The sequence below is a fragment of the Enterobacter sp. BWH64 genome (genome assembly GCF_001037645.1).
GTDB classification, from domain to species: Bacteria; Pseudomonadota; Gammaproteobacteria; order Enterobacterales; family Enterobacteriaceae; genus Enterobacter; species Enterobacter hormaechei_C.
The window spans coordinates 4,437,297-4,456,536 of sequence record NZ_KQ089922.1 but is presented as its reverse complement, the minus strand read 5'-3'; the positions used below and the strand labels follow the sequence as shown (position 1 = coordinate 4,456,536).

Annotated in this window: 17 protein-coding genes; 10 read left to right on the top strand and 7 right to left on the bottom strand. The window is 58.2% G+C overall.

Features of this window, described 5'->3' with window-relative positions; translation table 11 throughout:
• Positions 1-65 precede the first annotated feature (65 nt).
• A complete protein-coding gene (locus SK50_RS21190) occupies positions 66-2,195 on the bottom strand; it encodes a TonB-dependent siderophore receptor (protein ID WP_032672006.1) in 2,130 nt (709 codons plus the stop codon).
• A 384-nt stretch (positions 2,196-2,579) separates the two neighbouring features.
• On the opposite strand from SK50_RS21190, the gene SK50_RS21185 reads away from it, so the two are divergent.
• The 5 genes from SK50_RS21185 to SK50_RS21165 are packed head-to-tail and all read left to right on the top strand — an operon-like array spanning position 2,580 to position 7,241.
• Positions 2,580-3,392 carry an ABC transporter ATP-binding protein gene (locus tag SK50_RS21185; RefSeq protein WP_017384046.1) on the top strand — a complete coding sequence of 271 codons (813 nt, stop codon included), beginning with the start codon at positions 2,580-2,582 and terminating at the stop codon, positions 3,390-3,392.
• A complete protein-coding gene (locus SK50_RS21180) occupies positions 3,389-4,372 on the top strand; it encodes a FecCD family ABC transporter permease (protein WP_045344006.1) in 984 nt (327 codons plus the stop codon). Before SK50_RS21185 ends, SK50_RS21180 begins: the two co-directional genes overlap by 4 nt.
• Positions 4,369-5,409, top strand: coding sequence for a FecCD family ABC transporter permease (locus tag SK50_RS21175; protein WP_017692658.1), 1,041 nt, complete (start codon positions 4,369-4,371; stop codon positions 5,407-5,409). The genes SK50_RS21180 and SK50_RS21175 overlap by 4 nt, the downstream gene beginning before the upstream one ends.
• A gap of 9 nt (positions 5,410-5,418) precedes the next feature.
• The gene (locus tag SK50_RS21170; protein WP_045344005.1) at positions 5,419-6,369 is read left to right on the top strand and encodes an iron-siderophore ABC transporter substrate-binding protein; all 951 of its coding nucleotides are present in this window, start codon (positions 5,419-5,421) and stop codon (positions 6,367-6,369) included.
• Positions 6,366-7,241, top strand: coding sequence for a MurR/RpiR family transcriptional regulator (locus tag SK50_RS21165; protein ID WP_015571883.1), 876 nt, complete (start codon positions 6,366-6,368; stop codon positions 7,239-7,241). Before SK50_RS21170 ends, SK50_RS21165 begins: the two co-directional genes overlap by 4 nt.
• A gap of 41 nt (positions 7,242-7,282) precedes the next feature.
• Here SK50_RS21165 and SK50_RS21160 read toward each other — a convergent pair whose 3' ends face one another.
• The gene (locus tag SK50_RS21160; protein WP_023295450.1) at positions 7,283-8,122 is read right to left on the bottom strand and encodes an AraC family transcriptional regulator; all 840 of its coding nucleotides are present in this window, start codon (positions 8,120-8,122) and stop codon (positions 7,283-7,285) included.
• A 166-nt stretch (positions 8,123-8,288) separates the two neighbouring features.
• Here SK50_RS21160 and SK50_RS21155 point away from each other — a divergent pair, with 166 nt between their 5' ends.
• Genes SK50_RS21155 through SK50_RS21145 form a run of 3 tightly spaced genes read left to right on the top strand, consistent with a single transcriptional unit; the run spans position 8,289 to position 12,616 of the window.
• Entirely contained in the window at positions 8,289-10,103 is a 1,815-nt protein-coding gene (locus SK50_RS21155; protein ID WP_048229905.1) for a DUF2264 domain-containing protein, read from the top strand.
• 31 nt (positions 10,104-10,134) lie between these two features.
• Complete coding sequence (locus SK50_RS21150) at positions 10,135-11,400, top strand: oligosaccharide MFS transporter (protein ID WP_015571880.1); 1,266 nt, start codon at positions 10,135-10,137, stop codon at positions 11,398-11,400.
• Positions 11,401-11,428: 28 nt separating this feature from the next.
• Positions 11,429-12,616, top strand: a complete 1,188-nt coding sequence (locus SK50_RS21145; protein ID WP_032619014.1) for a glycoside hydrolase family 88 protein — start codon at positions 11,429-11,431, stop codon at positions 12,614-12,616.
• 32 nt (positions 12,617-12,648) lie between these two features.
• Here SK50_RS21145 and lysM read toward each other — a convergent pair whose 3' ends face one another.
• From lysM to qseB, 5 genes are all read right to left on the bottom strand, one after another.
• Positions 12,649-13,089 (bottom strand): peptidoglycan-binding protein LysM, encoded by a 441-nt coding sequence (lysM, locus tag SK50_RS21140; protein WP_014885249.1) that lies wholly within the window; start codon positions 13,087-13,089, stop codon positions 12,649-12,651.
• A gap of 151 nt (positions 13,090-13,240) precedes the next feature.
• Positions 13,241-13,555, bottom strand: a complete 315-nt coding sequence (locus tag SK50_RS21135) for a putative quinol monooxygenase (protein WP_003862506.1) — start codon at positions 13,553-13,555, stop codon at positions 13,241-13,243.
• A 30-nt stretch (positions 13,556-13,585) separates the two neighbouring features.
• A complete protein-coding gene (locus tag SK50_RS21130; protein WP_015571876.1) occupies positions 13,586-14,167 on the bottom strand; it encodes an NAD(P)H-dependent oxidoreductase in 582 nt (193 codons plus the stop codon).
• Between the two features lie 104 nt (positions 14,168-14,271).
• Positions 14,272-15,621 (bottom strand): quorum sensing histidine kinase QseC, encoded by a 1,350-nt coding sequence (gene qseC / locus SK50_RS21125; RefSeq protein ID WP_032655040.1) that lies wholly within the window; start codon positions 15,619-15,621, stop codon positions 14,272-14,274.
• Positions 15,618-16,277, bottom strand: a complete 660-nt coding sequence (gene qseB / locus SK50_RS21120) for a quorum sensing response regulator transcription factor QseB (protein WP_023295445.1) — start codon at positions 16,275-16,277, stop codon at positions 15,618-15,620. Before qseB ends, qseC begins: the two co-directional genes overlap by 4 nt.
• A gap of 139 nt (positions 16,278-16,416) precedes the next feature.
• Here qseB and SK50_RS21115 point away from each other — a divergent pair, with 139 nt between their 5' ends.
• Both SK50_RS21115 and parC read left to right on the top strand, forming a co-directional pair.
• On the top strand, positions 16,417-16,818 hold the full coding sequence (locus tag SK50_RS21115; RefSeq protein ID WP_003862501.1) for a YgiW/YdeI family stress tolerance OB fold protein: 402 nt from the start codon (positions 16,417-16,419) through the stop codon (positions 16,816-16,818).
• 118 nt (positions 16,819-16,936) lie between these two features.
• Positions 16,937-19,195, top strand: coding sequence for a DNA topoisomerase IV subunit A (gene parC, locus SK50_RS21110; protein WP_015571873.1), 2,259 nt, complete (start codon positions 16,937-16,939; stop codon positions 19,193-19,195).
• Positions 19,196-19,240 lie beyond the last annotated feature (45 nt).

Sequence of the window (19,240 nt, the reverse complement as noted above, 5' to 3'; positions counted from 1 at the left end):
CTCCCACAGGGAGGGGGTTAGGATCGTAGGCCCGGTAAGCGTTAGCGCCACCGGGCTTTTTTACGTCAAAACTCCATCTTCACCGTAAACTGCACTTCACGCGGGTCGCCAATCTGGTTGCCCAGGTTGTTGGTCGCAATCGACGACGTGTAGTAGGTCTTATCGAACAGATTCTTCACGTTCACCTGTAGCGTCACCGGATATTGCAGCTTCATTTTGTACGCCGCAAATGCATCCGCCACGAAATAGCCCGGCAGATAATAATCCGCACCGTTAGTCGCTGAGCGGCGGCTTACGCCGTGCCCGCCGCCGCCAATTGTCAGCGTATTCCCGGCAAACGCATTGTGAATATCGTACGTCAGGAACAGGGAGCCGGTATGGCGCGGTACGTTCGGCAGCGGTTTGCCCGCGTAGTCCGGGTCTTCCAGCACCTTCGCATCGGTATAGCCGTAGCTGGCGATAATGTTGGTGTTCTCGGTCAGCGATCCGGCGAGATCCACTTCGACACCCTGCGAGCGCACGCGGCCCGCGGTTTTGGCGACGGTTTCATCACCGACGCTCTCGGTGTACAGCACGTTGCGCTTGTGGATATCAAACAGCGCGATGTTGGCGGTAATGCCGTCGAACAGGTCGAATTTAGCGCCTATTTCATACGCGTTCGACGTTTCCGGCGGCAGGTCGCCGATGTAGCTCGCAATGGACGACTGCGGCATAAACGTCTGGGAATAGTTGGCAAACAGGGAGACTGCCGGCGTGAGCTTGTATACCAGGCCCAGCTTCGGCGTCCACTGGTCGTCGCGGCTGTCGGTGTTGACGTTAAACGGACGGCCTTTGCCCGCGTACTGGGTGTAATACTGGTAGCGCAGTCCGGCAACGGCGATCCATTTATCGGTCAGGTACAGCGCGTCCTGCGCGTAGGCGGAGTAGCTCTCCTGCTTGATGGTTTGATCGCTGTCGGCTGCCGAGACGGTGGTGCACTTGCCGAGGCTGCCGTAGCTCGGGTTGTAAATATTGAAATCCTTAACGTTCTTACAACGGATCATGTCCGTGCGCAGCAGATCGTAATTTTCATACGACACGCCGGTCAGTATCTCATTGTAAAAGCCCGCGATGTCCACGTTCCCCTGCAAATCTGCCCGCGTTGTGTGCATACGCTGGGTCGAACCCTGGGTCGCATCCACGCGGCGGGTCAGGTTGCCGGTTTTTGAATCGTAGGCCATCACGCGAGCCTGGTTATCGCTGTACTTATCCTGGCTGTAGCTGTAGTCGAACTTCGCGGTCCACTGGCTGTTGAGCCGATACTCCGCGTTAAGCTGAGCGAGGTCGGACTGACCGTCGGTCACGTTAAATGGCTCATCAAAGCGGGTTTTGCGATCGACGTCGACGGCCTTTTTGGTGTTGAGATCGAAGATCGTTCCGCGATCGAACGGCGTTTTATAGTCGCGATGCGAATAGAGCACGGTCACGGTGGCATCATCGCCGAACCAGGTCAAAGACGGGGCGATAAAGGTGCTGCGTTCGGTGCCGAAATTACGCCAGTAATCCTCGTCCTGATACTCCCCCGTCAGGCGATAGGCCAGACGCGTACCTTCAATTGGACCGGTGACGTCAAACTGTCCGCTACCGCCGCCAAAGCTGGTTGATGTGGCAGAAATCGAGCCGCCGAAGGTTTTCTCCGGGCGTTTGGTCACCACGTTAATCAGGCCGCCGGGGTCGAGAATACCGTAAAGGGTCGAGGCCGGGCCTTTTAGCACCTCCACGCGCTCGGTTGCGGCATTGAAGCTGCGCGGCAGCACGGTGCGCAGGCCGTTGGTCATGATCGAGCCATCGCGGTTTGCGCCGAAGCCACGGCGCACGAAGGCATCCTGCGTGCCGCCCAGGGTGTTGGTCTGCACCACGTTGCTGACGTTATACAGCGCCTCGTCTAGCGTGGTCGCGTTTTGGTCTTCCAGCACTTTATCGCTGACGGTATTGACCACCTGCGGGATGTCCAGCATCGGCATGTTGGTCAGCGTGGCGGTGGAGGTGTTCAGGGGCTGATAGCCGCTGGTGGCGTCGGTGGAAGCGTAAGGATCGGCAGTGACGGTAAGCGTCTCACTGTCTTTTGCTGCTGCGTGCACCAGAGGCGCCATGAACAGGAGTGAAAAGAGCGCGCGCCCTTTTACCCCGGCGAATGAAGGTGTGAACTTAGCCATTACATCTGTTTTCCCAAAATATCCTGCGATGAAATGCTCGCGGAAGAATGTGTGAGTCATTGCCCTTACGGTCTGTCCGTTAGCCTCTATGGCATCGGACTTGTAATTGAGAATCATTCAAGCATGAGGGCATGTAGTAGTAAATGAAATAAATAAAAATTTCGCTACAGAGGTTTCTCTCTGACTAATACGCATCATTTTCTGGTTTAAGATATTGAGAATAATTAATAAAAATGAATTTTAGTTTGTGTGTTGATGCTCAATTATCCCTGGGGTTTACAGGGTGTATCTTCGCTTGACTACTACATGGAGCGGCGGCAAACTCACAAAAGAGAATGAGTTTTATTTTTATTTGTTGGTTTTTTTTCTTACGTTGGCGTTCACGTGGCTCACTACATCAAAAAGCCGGGACTGGTTCTTGAGAACCTCTCCGCGGGTTACCAGAAAAAAATCATCGTTGATGATATCTCCCTTGCGATCCCCCAGCAGAAAATGACTGTTCTGGTGGGCGCAAACGGCTGCGGAAAATCGACGCTGTTAAGTACCCTCGCACGGCTGCTTCAGCCGCTCGGCGGCAGCGCGGTGCTGGACGGCAAAGCCATCCACTCGCAACCAACCAAAGCGGTCGCCCGCCAGCTCGGGATCCTGCCGCAGTCTCCGCTGCTTCCAGAAGGGTTAACCGTATTTGAGCTGGTCTCGCGCGGACGTTTCCCCTGGCAGAACGTGATGCGCCAGTGGAGCGAGGAAGACGAGCGGGCCGTGGAAGAGGCGTTACGCCTGACCGGAACGGCAGAGTTTGCCCATCATCTGGTTGAAAGCCTGTCCGGCGGCCAGCGCCAGCGCTGCTGGATCGCTATGGTGCTGGCGCAGCAAACGCCCTATATCCTGCTGGATGAACCCACGACGTACCTCGATCTTCGCTACCAGGTGGAGATCCTCGAACTGCTGCACACGCTGACGCGCCGGCACGGGCGCACCGTGGTGGTGGTTCTGCACGATCTCAACTTCGCCGTGAATTACGGTGATTCGCTGGTCTTTTTACGTCAGGGAAAGGTTGAGGGGGTACTGCATGAGGGCGACGCCTGCACGCCGGAGCTGATCAAAGCGGTGTTTGACGTCGACGTGCATATGTCGGTTAACCCGCTGACCGGCAAGCCGTTCTTTATGCCGTTCCGTCAGGCTGACGACAAACCATGATGCGCACATCTGTGGCCTTTATTCTCTTTACGCTGCTGCTTCTGGCAGGCGCGATTGCGCACCTGAGCATCGGGGCGCGCGTTATCGCCCCCCGGACGGTAGTAGACGCATTTTTCCACTTCGACCCGCGCAATTTTGAGCATAGCGTGATCGTCAGGCTGCGCTTGATGCGGCTGTGCGCCGCCCTGGTGGCGGGCGCGGCGCTCGGCGTCGCGGGCGTGCTGCTGCAATCAGTGATCCGCAACCCGCTCGGCGAGCCGCATATCCTGGGGCTGAATGCAGGGGCGGCGCTGGCGGTGGTGCTGACGAGTGCCCTCGGGCTGTCGCTGCCGTTTGGCCGCCCTCTGATAGCCGCAGCTGGCGCCGCCGCGCTCTTTTTGCTGGTGCTAACGTTCTCCTCATCCGGGCGTACCGGTCTCACGCCGATGAAGGTCACGCTGTGCGGCGTGGCAATGTCGGCATTTGCCTCATCGATAACCGCCACGGTGTTGATTCTGGATGAACAGACGCTGCTGGCCGTGCGGACCTGGCTTGCGGGGGATGTGGCGGGAGTCATCGGCGAGACGATCGCTAGCGCCGCGGGGGCCGCTGCCGTGGGTTTTGCGCTGGCGCTCTGGCTGTCGCCGTCGCTGAACATGCTGGCGCTGGGCGAGAGAATGGCGCAGGGGCTTGGCGTGTCGCTGCTGAAAACGCGCCTGCTCGCGCTGCTGGCCATCGCCCTGCTGTGCGGCGCGGCGGTTTCAGTTGCCGGACCGATCGGGTTTATCGGACTCGTGGTGCCGCAGCTGATTCGCCGTCTGGTATCGGTGGACCTGCGCGTGATGGTGCCGCTTTCAGCCCTCTGCGGGGCGCTGGTTCTGCTGATGGCGGATATCGCCGCCCGTACGCTGTTAACGCCGTATGAGCTGGCAACCGGCGTGATGACTGCACTGGTCGGCGCGCCGGTCTTTATCCTTATGGCGTCAAGGATGTTCAAATGAACCGGGCTGGATTGAGGGCAGTACGATTTTTCTCCTTCTCGGCGCTGGTTCGCCCGAGGGCGCTGCTGTATCTGGCCGTATTATCGCTTGCCGCTCTCCTGCTGCTAAGTTTTGGCCTGACGCACGGTTCGCTGCCCATTCCTGCTTCCGCCATCGGACGTGCGCTGTTTTATCCTGAACGTCTGACGGCGGATGCGCATTACATTGTGATGGATATCCGCCTGCCGCGCCTGCTGATGGCGGTGCTGTGCGGCGCGATGCTCGGCATGGCGGGGGCGGCCATGCAGTCCATTACCCGCAACGGCCTTGCTGACCCCGGTCTTATCGGCGTGAAAGAGGGCTGTAGCGCGGCGGTGCTGCTGCTGATTTTTCAGTTTCCGGGATTGGGGCCGTACTGGCGTCCACTTATCGGCATGGCCGGTGGGCTGCTGACCGCGCTGCTGGTAGTGGCGCTGGCGCGTGATATCTCGCGCCCGCGATTCATCCTGATTGGCATCGGCGTGTCATGGGCGTTTGCCGCCGCGATGGGGGTCTTTATGACGACCGCCGACGTGCGCGACGTCCAGACGGCGATGCTGTGGCTGGCGGGGAGCCTGCATGCGGCAAGCTGGACGCTGGTCAGCATCGCTGCTGCCTGGACAGTGCCAGCGTTTGCGCTGCTGCTCTTTACCGCACGCGCCGCAGACGTAGCCTTGCTCGGCAACCACACTGCGACGGGGCTGGGCGTGCGGACTTCACGCCTCGCTCTGCTGCGCGTGTTTGCCCCCGTGGTGCTCACCGCGGCCTGCGTCTCCTGCGTGGGGAGTATCGGCTTTGTCGGGCTGATTGCCCCGCACATGGCGCGCCTGCTGCTGCGCGGAGGGCAAACGGCACTGCTGACGGGAAGTGCCGTACTGGGCGCGCTGCTGGTGCTGCTGGCGGATAACGTCGGGCGGCTGGCATTTCTCCCGTTGCAGCTGCCGGCGGGAATTGTCATTTCACTGATTGGCGGACCGTTTTTCCTGCTGCTGCTCTGGCAGCGTCGGGATCGATTTTAGGGGATAAAAATGCGCGTATTTTTTGCAATGCTGGTGCTGGTGGGTTTTGCTGTAGGAGCCGCAGAGCCAACGCAGACGTTTACTGACGACCTGAACCGCAACGTGGTGGTGCCGGTTAACCCGAAGCGGATTGTGTCCCTGCACGACCTGGATATCACCATTCCGCTGATCGAGCTTGGCGTACCGCCGGTTGCCAGCCATGGCCGCACCCGACCGGACGGCAGCCATTTTCTGCGTTCCAGCGGTATGCTGACGGGCATCGATTTTGATAATTCCGACATCACATTCATCGGCACCACGGATATCGATATTGAAGCCATCGCCGCGGCGAAGCCGGATCTTATCATCACCGAGCCGACCCGCAACACGCCGGTCGAACAGCTGGAAAAAATTGCCCCGACGGTGAGTATCGATCACCTCGACGGCGGTGCGCCGGAGATCTACCGCAAGCTGGCGCAGCTTACCGGGACAGAGGCGCGGCTGAAGATTCTGGAGCGTCGCTATCAGGAGCAGATCGAGGCGCTAAAGGCGACCATCGATACGAGCAAACTGACCGTCTCGGTGATTCAGGCCAATCAGGGCAAAATCAACGCCATGCACAGCTATCACTCGCTTGGGCGCGTGCTGCGCGACGCAGGGTTTAGGTTCCCGCCGCTGATTGAGAGCATCCCGGAGGGCGGGCGCATCGACGTCAGCGCCGAGCGCCTGCCGGAGCTGGATGCTGATTTTGTCTTTGCCACCTGGCGCGGGGACACCGGCGGAAAACCGCAGGACGAGCTGGCGGCGATGGATGCGGTGATGCCGGGCTGGTGTCAGTTTCTCAACGCCTGCCGAACCGGGCATTACGTGCTCATCTCCCGCGAGGAAGCGATCTCAAATTCATTTGCCTCGCTGGGGCTGATGGCCGCGCAGGTGCAGTCGCAGATAGCGGGCCGTCCGCTGCCGGAGGCCGCACAATGATCCGAAAAATTGATGTCTACGGCGACCGCCTCCGCTCGCGGGCGCACCAGCTGACGCCGCGTCTGCTGCAGGTGGCGAGCTATATCAATGAAAATCGTGAAGCGGTTATGGAGCAGACGGCAATGGAGATTGCCGCTGTGCTACACACCTCGGACGCCACCGTGGTGCGTGCCATTCAGGCGCTTGGGTTTGGCGGGCTGCGGGATCTCAAGCAGACCCTGGAGCAGTGGTTTGGCCCGGTGGTCACCTCCAGCGAGAAGATGTCCACCACGGTAAACACGCTTACCAGCGACGTCGACGCGAGCATCGATTTTGTGCTGGAAGGCCATCAGCACACCTGCGCGGTGTTGTCCGAACCGGGCAACCGCTACGCGATGGCGCAGGCCGTGTCGCTGCTGGCGCAGGCGAGACAGGTCGCTATTTTTGGCATTGGCGCATCCGGCATTCTGGCTGAGTACACCTCGCGACTGTTTAGCCGTATAGGCCTGCCTGCGATCCCGCTCAACCGCACCGGTATTGGCCTCGCCGAACAGCTGATTGCCCTACAGCGCGGTGACGTGCTGGTAATGATGGCGCAAAAATCCGCGCACCGGGAGGGGCAGACCACGCTGCGCGAAGCGAAGCGCCTGGGTATTCCCACCATTTTGCTGACCAACGCCACGGACTCGCGCTTTAGCAAAGAGGCAAGCGTAGTGATCCACGTCCCGCGCGGCGGCGAGAAGGGCAAAATCCCGCTGCACGGCACGGTGCTGTTGTGCCTGGAGATGATTATTCTGTCCGTCGCCTCCACCGAGCCGCAGCGCACCATCAAGTCGATGAAGCGCATCAACGAGTTACACCGCGGATTAAAGCCGGGGAAAAAGAGCGGTTGATCTTCCCCCTCTCCCCGTGGGAGAGGGCTGGGGTGAGGGCGTCAAACCGCACGATGGTTCTTCCTGTACTGCAACGGCGTCTCGCCAATCCCCTTTTTAAATGCGCTGATAAACCACGTCACGTCGGAAAATCCCGCCTGTGCGGCAATGTCACGCACGCTCGAGTCCGTGTGGAGTAAACACTCGCACGCCTTACGCAACCTTAGCGTGTTCAGGTAGTCGTGAATTTTTTCGCCCGTTTCCGCATGGAATCTTCGCGATACATAACTGCGTGATTTACCCAGCTCTTCGGCCAGCGCATCCAGACGAAATTTCTCCTGATAATGCTCGTCGAGCCAGAACATTACCTGGCTGGCGATCCCCTGGCTGTTGCCCGGCTCACCGTCGCGATCGTCGGGGAGCATCGCGAACAGGCCGATCAGCAGGCTGGCGATGCTCTCGCCGTTCATCGGCGGTTTATAGCAGCTAAACAGATGGTCGATATGGTGGTGACAGTGGGCTAAATCGGCGACCCACGCTTCGCCGCCACGGCGTGACAGCCGCTCCAGGCGCTGCCGGGTCTGGGGAAAATCCCGCAGGATCTTCAGCACCGCGTGCTGGTCGAGATGAATAATGGTGCGGCGGTAAATTGCCTCCGCCTGTTCGTCCACCATGACCTTGTGCAGCGTAAAAGGCGGGAAGAAAAACAGTCGTCCGGGGCGCATGGTGTAGTGACGATTATCGACAATCGCCACGCCAAAGCCCTCTTCCACATAGAGGATCTCCAGACACTGATGCCAGTGATGGTAGCGCACCGTATTGGCAAACAGGCGGCTGAACGAGGCCACGGTATCATTCAGGGCGATCAGTTCCAGAAGGTCGGATGTCGGCGTGTCGCGCATAGTGCAATAAAACTCAACTTTTTCCCGTCTGATCGTCTTTATAAACCACCTTTTTAAATTTTCTCAACTGGAGGTTTATTCATCGTTCATGCCTGTGACATGGCTAACATTTCTGCCCCTTGCGGATTCACTATGCTTTGCCGCAGTTGATTACGAGGGCGAACCGATGTGGGCGGCAAACAAAGAAAAATCAAATCCGTTGTCTTCACGCCAGGAGGTAGTGGCGTCGTTGAATGCACTTTTACAGGCGCTGGACACGCAATTTCCGGCGAACCGTTCACGATTCCCGCTGGGCGACACCTGCGCCCATTACACAGCGGATATTGCGCAGATGGAGGGACTTTCTCGCGCGCTGTGGGGGCTGTTTCCGCTGATGGCATCTGGCGAAAGTACGCCGTTCAGCGAGAAGTACCTTACTGCCATTAAGCTTGGTACCGACCCGCAAAGCAGCGGCTACTGGGGTGAAACCGGCCCGTACGATCAGCGTCTGGTGGAGATGGCGGCCTACGGTCTGGGGCTCGCTCTGCTGGGGGATAAACTCACCGCGCACTTTACCGGGCGCGAGGTGATGAACCTGCACGCGTGGCTCAACCAAATCACCGACGCGCAGATGCCGGACAGCAACTGGAACTATTTTGCCATTATGGTCCAGCTCGGCTTTAAGCGCGCCGGCCTGCCGTACGATCGGGCCGCCATTGACCACCGCTTTGCGCTGATGGACGCCTACTACCTCGGCGACGGCTGGTATTCCGACGGTCCCGGCCGCCCGAAAGATTACTACATCTCCATGGCTTTCCATTTCTACGGCCTGATTTACGCCACCCTGAGTGACGACGAGGCGAGGGCGAAGGTGCTGCGCGAGCGCTCGCGTCTGTTCGCGGAAGACTTTATCTACTGGTCCGCCGCCGATGGCGCCTCGGTGCCGTTTGGCCGCAGCCTGACCTACCGCTTTGCCATGGTTGCCTTCTGGAGCGCGGTGGCCTTTTCTCAACTGGACGTCTTCACCCCGGGCATCGTGAAGGGCATTGTGCTGCGGCATCTGCGCTGGTGGCAGCAGCAGTCGATTGTCGATCGCGACGGTATTCTTACCCTGGGGTTTGCGTATCCGAACCTGGCGATGTGCGAGGATTACAACTCCCCCGGTTCACCGTACTGGGCGCTGAAAACCTATCTGATCCTGGCGCTGCCGGAAGCATACCCGTTCTGGCAGGCGGAAGAACAACCGCTGCCCGCGCTTGCTGAAAAACATGTGATTCCGCATGCGCAGCAGATCCTGATGCATTCGAAAGATTCGCAGCACGTCGTCATGCTCACCGCCGGTCAGCTGGAGCTGAACAACTACGTCAACACCGAAGCGAAATACACCAAATTTGCCTACTCCAGCCGCTTCGGATTCACCCTTGAGCGCGGGCGTTTTGGCCTGAAGCATGCCGCCTGCGATTCCATGCTGCTGCTGGCGGACGGAGATGACTATTTCCGCGGACGTCGCGAGTGCGAAGAGGTTCGGGTGGATGAAAATTACATTTTCTCGCGCTGGTCGCCGTGGCGCGACGTGCAGATTGCGACCTGGCAGATCCCGTTCGGGGAGTGGCACCTGCGCCTGCACCGTATCAACAGCGCGCGCACTCTGCAAACCGTCGAGGGCGGCTTTGCGGTGATGAAAACCGCCCACCAGGTGCGCGAACGCGGTTGTTATCTGTTGGCTGAAAACGGCAGCAGCGTCATTGTCGATCTTTCGCCGATCATTCATCGCCAGCCAGACAGCATCGTCACGCCGCCGAACAGCAGCATTATGTTTGCGGAGTGTGCCTCCATTCCGCTGTTAAAAGCTGACCTCCCGCAAGGGGAAAGCTGGCTCTGTTGCGCCGTTCTGGCTGGCGGAAAACAGCCCGCTGCGGCGACGCCGCAGCTGAATATAACCCATAACCAGGTCGTGATTAGCGAACCCGGAAGCGAACGTAAGCTGTCGTTCACATTATAAAAATCTGGCCCTACACCCCGGCGAGGATGATATGAAAAGCACATCGACAACCAACAGAACTGAATATTACAAAATCAGCAGCTTTATCTTTCTCTATTTCTTTACCTGGTCTGCCAGTATTGGTCTGCTGGCGATCTGGCTCGGTCAGAAAGCCAACCTGAGCGGATCGGTGATTGGAACCGTCTTTGCGGTGAACGGGATATTCTCCGTTATTCTCAAGCCGATCTACGGCTATATTCTCGATAAGATCGGCATGAGCAAATATCTGCTCTATTTTGTGGTGATCATGTCGGCCCTGATGGCGCCATTCTTTATTTATGTTTACCAGCCGCTGTTAATGTCTAATACCCTGCTGGGGATTATTATCGGCGCGCTCTATTTAAGCTTTGCCTGGTACGCGGGCGTGGCGGCGTGTGAATCCTATTCCGACCGCTTTAGCCGTTTGAATGGCATGGAGTTCGGGCAGATCCGTATGTGGGGATCGCTCGGCTGGGCGGTGGCGTCATCTTTCTCCGGCCTGCTGTTCAACCTCTCACCGGCGTATAACTTTATTCTCGGCAGCGTGGCGTCGGTGGTGATGCTGATTGTCCTGCTGAGCCTGAAAGTGAACACTAACTCCGCTCACGCAGGCGAGGTGCTGACGAAAGAGAAAATTGCCCCGTCCGACGTTTACGCCCTGCTGCGTAACCGCAAATTCTGGGCCTTCTGCCTGTACGTGGCGGGCGTGGCATGGATGATGTTTATCGCCGAGCAGCAATTCTCGCGCTATTTCGTCACCTTCTTCGATGATATTCATGAGGGCAACGCCGTATTCGGCTATCTCGGGACCGTACAGTCGGGCATGGAATTTGTCATGTATATGGTGGTCCCGCTGTTTGTGAACTTTATTGGCGCCAAACGCGGGCTGTTAATTGTCGGGCTGGTGGTTGGGGCGCGTCTGATTATTTCCGGCATGTGTGATTCACACCTGTTAATTTCAGTACTTAAGCCGCTGTACGGTCTGGAAATTTGTCTCCTGCTGGTGTCGGTATTTAAATATATCGCCGAGCATTTCGACAAGCGCGTCAATGCCACCATGTATTTACTCGGCTATCAGGCGATGCTCTACGTTGGCAACGTGGTGGTCTCTTCCCCTGCCGGCTATATGTATGACCGTATTGGCTTTGAGCACACCTATATCATCATGGGCGCAACGGCGCTGACCTTTACCCTTATTTCTGCTTTTACGTTATCCGCCTGTCAGAGCAAATGGCGCGGGGCTCGTGCGCTGAACGTAGCAGAAACGTCAACACGATAAATTACGCCGTCAAAGAAGGAACCGAAATATGTTAAGTCGTATCAAAAAAGAACGTCTGCCTGTTATCGCTGCGCCCGTTGACTCCCGCGCATTCAGCGATGAACTGAATTCGGCGCGCAGCCACGTTCTTGACCTGATTAGCCGTCATTTAACGGAGTTCGGCGACAAATTCCCGGCGGAAACCTGCCAGAACGGTTTTTATCCGCTGACTGACAACGTGGAGTGGACCACCAGCTTCTGGACCGGGCAGCTGTGGCTGGCATGGGAGATGAGCGGCGAGGAAAAATTCCGCGCGATGGCGGAAAAACACGTGCGCTCGTTTGGCCTGCGCATCGCCGGGCGCAACGACACCAACACCCACGATTTAGGCTTCCTCTACACGCTCTCCTGCGTAGCCGCGTGGCGGCTGACCGGAAACCGCGAGGCGCGCGGCTTCTCGCTACTGGCGGCGGAAGCCCTGCTGGAACGCTTCCACGAGAAGGCGAAAATCATCCAGGCGTGGGGCGATCTCTCCGATCCGGAGCAGGCCGGGCGGATGATCATCGACTGCAACATGAACCTGCCGCTGCTCTACTGGGCAACGGAGCAGACGGGCGATCCGCGCTTTGCCGACGCCGCAAAAGCGCACGTCATGCAGGCCGCGAAGTACCTCATTCGTGACGATGCCTCAACCTTCCACACCTACTATATGGATGTGGCAACCGGCGCACCGCGCTACGGCAACACCCAGCAGGGCTACGCCGACGACTCCTGCTGGTCGCGCGGGCAGGCGTGGGGGATCTACGGTTTCCTGCTGAGCTATATCTATACCGGCGACGAAACGATGATCGCCCTGTCAAAACGGCTGGCGAACTACTTCCTCAATCGCCTGCCGGAAGACTACGTCTGCCACTGGGATCTGGCGCTGGTGGGCACCGACGCACTGCGTGACTCTTCCTCGGCGGCAATTGCGGTGTGTGGACTGCTGGAGCTGGTGAAACATCTGCCGGTCACAGATCCGGATCGCGAACGTTACCTCGAATGGGCGAAAGGGATTATGTCCTCGCTGACAAAGCACTATCTGATGGGCAAAGAAGAGAAGGGCAACGGGCTGCTTAAGCACTCGGTGTATCACCTGGCGAGCAATAAAGGCGTGGATGAGTGCGCGAGCTGGGGCGATTACTTCTACGTTGAGGCACTGGTGCGTTTTACGCAGAGCTGGAAACTGTACTGGTAAAAACAGTCGGGGGGTAACCCCCGACTTATCGATCACGCTTTCGGAATACGCAGCGTCTGACCGGGATAGATCTTATCCGGGCTGGAGAGCATTGGACGGTTAGCCTCAAAAATCTTATTGTACTGGTTGGCATCGCCGTACACGGTTTTAGAGATTGCGCTCAGGGTATCGCCGGATTTCACCGTATAGTAGGTGGCTTCATCTTTGGCATCTGTCGCGGTGATATTGTTCTCCACTTCGCTGACGCCCGCGATGTTGCCGACGGCGACCTGGATTTTTTCTTTCTGCTCCTGCGTCAGCCCGTCGCCCGTCACGCTGGCCTTGCCGTCAGTGACGTTAACCTGAACCTTATCGGAACCGGGAATGTTGAGTTTCTTGAGGTGCTCGGTGATTTTGTCGCCCTGACCTTTATGATCGGTCAGGTTATCCCACAGCTTTTCGCCTGCTTCTTTTACGAAGTTAAAAAGTCCCATTCCATCCTCCTGTTAAACATGAAGTCAGAATAAGCATAGCAGTTGAATGTTAAGGTGATGAAAAAAGCCCGGCGGCGTTAACGCTTACCGGGCCTGGGAGGGAAGTTGAAGGCCGGGTAAACGCAGTGCCACCCGGCAAATTTCACGGAACTTAAACCCCTTGCTCCAGAATACGGATGTGGGTTTCCAGAACGTCCCCTTTCACCGCGTCGCTCCACGCTTTCATATGCGCGGTCTGCAAATGCGCTTCAAGGTGCGCGACGGTTTCCCACTGCTCAACCATGATGATTGAGTCTGGCGCGGTCGCCTGAAAGCTTGCGCTGGTGGCGGCGTCCACCATCGGCGCGTAGCCGTGGCAGCCTTCTTCTTTCAGTACGGTCGGGATGATCTTCGCGAACTCATCCAGTACCGCCTGGCGGTGATGTTGGCCAGGACGCGTACGGATTTCAGCAATAACGGTAAGCATAATTAACTCCTTCTAATTCCAGGCTACCAGTTAAGCAAAAATTTCCGCGAGATGCTTGCGATATTCTGCGATATAGCGCGGGACGTCCGGCATTTTAATCACGTCGTTGACGATAAAGGTCGGCAGCGGCTCCATACCCAGGAACTGATTCGCCTTGTGGAACGGCAGATACGCGCCGTCTACGCCCACGCCTTCGAAGAACTGATCTTGCTCAGTGAACGCTTCTAGCGGGGCATTCCAGGTCAGGGAGAGCATGTATTTCTTGCCCTGAATCAGGCCGCCGGAACCGTATTTTTTAGACGCGTCTGAGCGGGTGCGACCGTCGCTGGCATACAGCGAACCGTGACCTTCGGTAAACACATCGTCCATGTATTTTTTCACGGTCCACGGTGCGCCCATCCACCAGCCCGGCATCTGCCAGATAACCACGTCGGCCCACAGGAAGTTCTGCACTTCGGCCTTCACGTCGTAATCGCTGTCCGCGCGCACGACCTTAACATCATGTCCGGCGTCGCGCAGGAAACCATCCGCGACCTCGGTCAGGGTGTCATTGAGCTGGCCTTTAGAGTGCGCAAATTCTTTCGCGCCGTTGATAATCAGAATATTGCTCATTATTTGTCCTCGATGCTGAGAGTATGCCGGGTATTCTACGCGCGAGGACGGAGCGGAAAAATAAGCAAAATGTGCAAAGTCTTTTGCGCTCAGCGCAATAATGGCTACCAGCTGACGGTCACCTCAAAGCCCCCTTCCGGCGCATTGCCCAGCGAGACGCTCATCCCATGTAACGTCGCGATACGCTTGACGATAGACAACCCCAGACCGCTGCCGGTGGCGTCCTGGCCCGGTGGACGATAAAAGCGCTCGCCGAGACGCGCCAGCGCATCGGAAGAAATGCCCGGGCCGTTGTCGCGCACGGTAAAGCTTTGGGTATGCAGCGTCACGTCCACCACGCTGCCGCGCGGGCTGTAACGAACGGCGTTGTCCAGCAGGTTACGCGCCAGAAGGCTCAGCAGTAGCGGCTGTCCGTGACGCATCACCTCGGGCGCGTTGACGTTGAGCCGAATATCAATGCCCGCCTGCTGCGCCGGATGCCAGATATCCAGCACCGCGGATTGCAGCAAATCGGCCATCATCACGGGTTCGACGTCATCAAGATTATCCAGTGAATCCAGGCGCGACAGGGTGAGAAGCTGGTCCACCAGCCGGGAGGCGCGGTCGATGCCCGCATGCAGCTGCCCCAGCGCTTTAGACTGCGCCCCGGGATCGTCAAGGGAAAGCTGCGCCACGTCGGTTTGCACCTTCAGCGCGGCCAGCGGGCTGCGCAACTCATGGGCGGCATCCGAGGTGAAGCGGCGCTCGCGGGCCATCATCTCCTGCGTACGGGCGAAAAGATGGTTAAGCGCATCAAGCAGCGGGCGAACCTCCGTCGGCACGCCGTGGGTGGGCAGCGTATCGGTCGCATCCGGCGAGCGCGAGCGCAGGGTCTGCGCCAGTTTTTTCAGCGGTTTCAGTTCCCGGCTCAGCAGAACAATCAGCAACAGTAGCATTACGGGCAGCGCCACCAGCCACGGCGTCAGCTGCGAGCTGACCACGTCCAGCGCCATATCCTGTCGGTACTCCCACTCCTGGCCAACCACCACGCGGTATTTCCCGTCCGGAGAAGTCAGCCACAGGAAACGCCATTCGTCGTTGTCATCCTGCAAGCGACCGTCATCAAACCCGTCCCGGCGGTAGAGGTAAGGTATGTCGCGCCCGTTTTCGCCGTCGTTAAGCACCATGCTGCCGTCGGCGGTGAAGATTGCGAAGGCCAGCGCATCGTCGTCCAGATGGCCGTGTTTGGCTTTTTTCGGTACCTCGCGCATGCGTTCCGGGGCGCGGAGTTCGTCCACGTCCATCGTCAGCAGCCGTTTGGCAAACAGCATCTGCTGGGTATCGAACAGCTTATCGAGCTTGTCGGTCGTCTGGTGCCAGGCCACCACGCTTGCGGCAAACCAGGCCGCCAGGGACAGCAACAAAAAGAGGAGCGTCAGGCGCAGCTTCAGGCTCAGGCGTAGGGTCAGTTTCATGCGTCACCCAGGGTATAACCGATGCCGTGCACGGTGCGGATAAATTCGCTGCCGAGCTTGCGGCGTAAATGATGAACGTGGACTTCGACGGCGTTGCTGGAGACGTCATCATCCCAGTTGTAGAGTTTCTCCTCGATGGTCTTGCGCGGCAGCACGCGGCCCGCGTTGCGCATCAGCAGCTCCAGCAGGGCGAACTCTTTGGGTTTGAGCACCAGCGTTTCGCCCTCCAGCGTGGCGACAAGGCTTGCCGGATCGAGCGTGACCTTGCCGTGACGCAGCTCGCTGCGCGCCTGCCCGTGACTGCGGCGCACCAGCGCTTCAAGGCGGGCCGCCACTTCAATCAGCGCGAACGGCTTACACAGGTAATCATCCGCCCCCAGGCGTAACCCTTCGACGCGCTGATTCAGCGCATCCCGCGCGGTCAGGATCAGCACCGGTTCGCTCTTACCGCTTTCGCGCCAGGCGCGCAGGATCTCAAGCCCGTCGATTTCTGGCAGCGTCAGGTCCAGCACCACGGCATCATACGGCGCGGTGTACAGGGCCGCCTGCCCGGTTTTACCGTCGGTAAACCAGTCCACGTTAAAGCCCATTTTGCTTAAGCCCGCTTTGATGCCGTCGCCGATGAGCTTGTCGTCTTCTACCAGTAAAATGCGCATATTTCCTCCTTGATGCCGTCAGTAAACCTTCTGCAAGCGCCTGCTGTACAGTAAAAATAAATAAATTTTCCCCTTAAGAAGTTGTTAAGGTTTACCCTGTTTAATGGATTGTGAAACGACATTAAAGGGAGAGATAAAGATGAAAAAATTCGCTGCAATTGCTGCCATCATGATGATGACCACGGCCCCTGTCTTTGCTGCACAGGGTGGCTTCTCTGGCCCATCTGCGACACAGAACCAGACGCAAACCCAGCAGGGTGGCTTTGTCGATAACAACGCCAACCTCACCACCGCGGCTAAAGTGAAAGACCTGAAGGACGATGCCTGGGTGAAGCTGCGCGGGAACATTACCGAGCGCCTGTCCGATGACCGTTACACCTTCCGCGATGAGAGCGGCACGGTGGTGGTGGAGATCGACCACAAGCGCTGGAACGGCGTGACGGTGACGCCCCAGGATAAAGTCGAACTCCAGGGTAAAATCGATAAAGACTGGAATGAGTTTGAAATCGACGTGAAGCAGGTTATCAAGCTGAACAAATAACCCGGAAAGGGCCGCTTATGCGGCCCTTTTTCTTTGTGACTCAACTCGCCAGATGAGGTAGTATCTGCGGCAATATTGCCTGAAACCCATCGGTTTCTGAGTTGAGGAATCACACGTAATGAGCGATATGGCAGAGCGCCTCGCGCTACATGAATTCACGGAAAACGCCTACCTGAACTACTCCATGTACGTCATCATGGACAGGGCGTTGCCGTTTATCGGGGATGGCCTGAAGCCCGTTCAGCGCCGCATCGTCTATGCGATGTCCGAACTGGGACTGAATGCTACCGCCAAGTTTAAGAAATCCGCCCGTACCGTCGGCGACGTGCTGGGTAAATACCATCCGCACGGCGACAGCGCCTGCTATGAAGCGATGGTGCTGATGGCCCAGCCGTTCTCTTATCGCTATCCGCTGGTGGATGGCCAGGGGAACTGGGGGGCGCCGGACGATCCGAAATCCTTCGCGGCAATGCGTTATACCGAATCCCGCCTGTCTAAATATGCCGAAGTGCTGTTGGGCGAGCTGGGGCAGGGGACGGTCGACTGGGTGCCAAACTTCGACGGTACGATGCAGGAGCCGAAGATGCTGCCTGCGCGTCTGCCGAACATCCTGCTGAACGGCACGACCGGTATCGCCGTGGGCATGGCGACGGACATTCCGCCGCACAACCTGCGTGAAGTGGCAAAAGCCGCCATCACCCTGATTGAGCAGCCGAAAACCTCTCTGGACGATCTGCTGGATATCGTGCAGGGGCCGGACTACCCGACCGAAGCCGAGATCATCACCTCGCGTGCGGAAATCCGCAAAATCTACCAGAACGGCCGCGGCTCCGTACGCATGCGCGCGGTGTGGACCAAAGAAGACGGGGCCGTGGTGATCACCGCGCTGCCGCACCAGGTGTCCGGTGCGAAGGTGCTGGAGCAGATCGCCTCCCAGATGCGCAATAAAAAGCTGCCGATGGTGGACGACCTGCGCGACGAATCGGACCACGAAAACCCGACCCGTCTGGTGATCGTGCCGCGCTCTAACCGCGTGGACATGGAGCAGGTGATGAACCACCTGTTCGCCACTACCGATCTGGAAAAAAGCTACCGCATCAACCTGAACATGATTGGTCTGGACGGTCGTCCGGCGGTGAAAAACCTGCTGGAGATCCTCACCGAATGGCTGGCCTTCCGCCGCGATACGGTGCGCCGTCGTCTGAACCATCGTCTGGAGAAAGTGCTTAAGCGCCTGCATATCCTCGAAGGTTTGCTGGTGGCGTTCCTCAACATTGACGAAGTGATCGAGATCATTCGTACCGAGGACGAACCCAAGCCTGCCCTGATGTCGCGCTTTGGCATCAGCGAAACCCAGGCCGAAGCGATCCTCGAACTGAAATTGCGCCATCTCGCCAGACTGGAAGAGATGAAGATCCGCGGCGAGCAGAACGAGCTGGAAAAAGAGCGCGATCAGCTTCAGGCGATTCTGGCATCCGAGCGCAAGATGAACACCCTGCTGAAGAAAGAGTTGCAGGCCGATGCCGACGCCTTTGGCGACGACCGTCGTTCTCCGCTGCACGAGCGCGAAGAGGCGAAGGCGATGAACGAGCACGACATGCTGCCTTCCGAGCCGGTGACCATCGTGCTTTCCCAGAGCGGCTGGGTACGTAGCGCCAAAGGCCACGATATCGACGCGCCGGGTCTGAGCTACAAATCCGGTGACAGCTTCAAGGCGGCGGTGAAGGGCAAGAGTAACCAGCCGGTGGCGTTCATCGACTCCACGGGCCGCAGCTACGCCATCGACCCGATCACGCTGCCGTCTGCGCGCGGCCAGGGCGAACCGCTAACCGGCAAGCTGACGCTGCCGCCGGGCGCCACGGTGGACCATATGCTGATGGAGGCCGACGATCAAAAACTGCTGATGGCGTCTGATGCGGGCTACGGCTTTATCTGTACCTTCAACGATCTGGTGTCGCGTAACCGTGCTGGTAAGGCGCTGATTAGCCTGCCGGATAACGCACACGTCATGCCGCCGCTGATCATCGAGAACGAAAGCGACATGCTGCTGGCGATCACCGCTGCCGGACGCATGCTGATGTTCCCGGTCAGCGATCTGCCGGAGCTGTCGAAAGGGAAGGGCAACAAGATCATCAGTATCCCGTCAGCGGAAGCGGCAAAAGGCGTCGATGGCCTCGCTCATCTCTTCCTGCTGCCGCCGCAGAGCACGCTGACCATTCATGTCGGCAAGCGTAAAATCAAACTGCGTCCGGAAGAGTTGCAGAAGGTGGTGGGTGAGCGTGGACGTCGCGGCTCACTGATGCGCGGCCTCCAGCGAATCGACCGCGTGGAGATCGACTCGCCGGCGCGCAGCAAAGCGGACGACAGCGAAGAGTAACCTGTTTCATCCCCCCTCTTTCCGGAGGGGGAATTACCATAAAAT

Coding starts and splice junctions, on each gene's coding strand:
- SK50_RS21190 (WP_032672006.1), bottom strand. CDS start 2,195: ATGGCTAAGTTCACACCTTCATTCGCCGGGGTAAAAGGGCGCGCGCTC.
- SK50_RS21180 (WP_045344006.1), top strand. CDS start 3,389: ATGATGCGCACATCTGTGGCCTTTATTCTCTTTACGCTGCTGCTTCTG.
- SK50_RS21175 (WP_017692658.1), top strand. CDS start 4,369: ATGAACCGGGCTGGATTGAGGGCAGTACGATTTTTCTCCTTCTCGGCG.
- SK50_RS21170 (WP_045344005.1), top strand. CDS start 5,419: ATGCGCGTATTTTTTGCAATGCTGGTGCTGGTGGGTTTTGCTGTAGGA.
- SK50_RS21165 (WP_015571883.1), top strand. CDS start 6,366: ATGATCCGAAAAATTGATGTCTACGGCGACCGCCTCCGCTCGCGGGCG.
- SK50_RS21160 (WP_023295450.1), bottom strand. CDS start 8,122: ATGCGCGACACGCCGACATCCGACCTTCTGGAACTGATCGCCCTGAAT.
- SK50_RS21155 (WP_048229905.1), top strand. CDS start 8,289: ATGTGGGCGGCAAACAAAGAAAAATCAAATCCGTTGTCTTCACGCCAG.
- SK50_RS21150 (WP_015571880.1), top strand. CDS start 10,135: ATGAAAAGCACATCGACAACCAACAGAACTGAATATTACAAAATCAGC.
- SK50_RS21145 (WP_032619014.1), top strand. CDS start 11,429: ATGTTAAGTCGTATCAAAAAAGAACGTCTGCCTGTTATCGCTGCGCCC.
- lysM (WP_014885249.1), bottom strand. CDS start 13,089: ATGGGACTTTTTAACTTCGTAAAAGAAGCAGGCGAAAAGCTGTGGGAT.
- SK50_RS21135 (WP_003862506.1), bottom strand. CDS start 13,555: ATGCTTACCGTTATTGCTGAAATCCGTACGCGTCCTGGCCAACATCAC.
- SK50_RS21130 (WP_015571876.1), bottom strand. CDS start 14,167: ATGAGCAATATTCTGATTATCAACGGCGCGAAAGAATTTGCGCACTCT.
- qseC (WP_032655040.1), bottom strand. CDS start 15,621: ATGAAACTGACCCTACGCCTGAGCCTGAAGCTGCGCCTGACGCTCCTC.
- qseB (WP_023295445.1), bottom strand. CDS start 16,277: ATGCGCATTTTACTGGTAGAAGACGACAAGCTCATCGGCGACGGCATC.
- SK50_RS21115 (WP_003862501.1), top strand. CDS start 16,417: ATGAAAAAATTCGCTGCAATTGCTGCCATCATGATGATGACCACGGCC.
- parC (WP_015571873.1), top strand. CDS start 16,937: ATGAGCGATATGGCAGAGCGCCTCGCGCTACATGAATTCACGGAAAAC.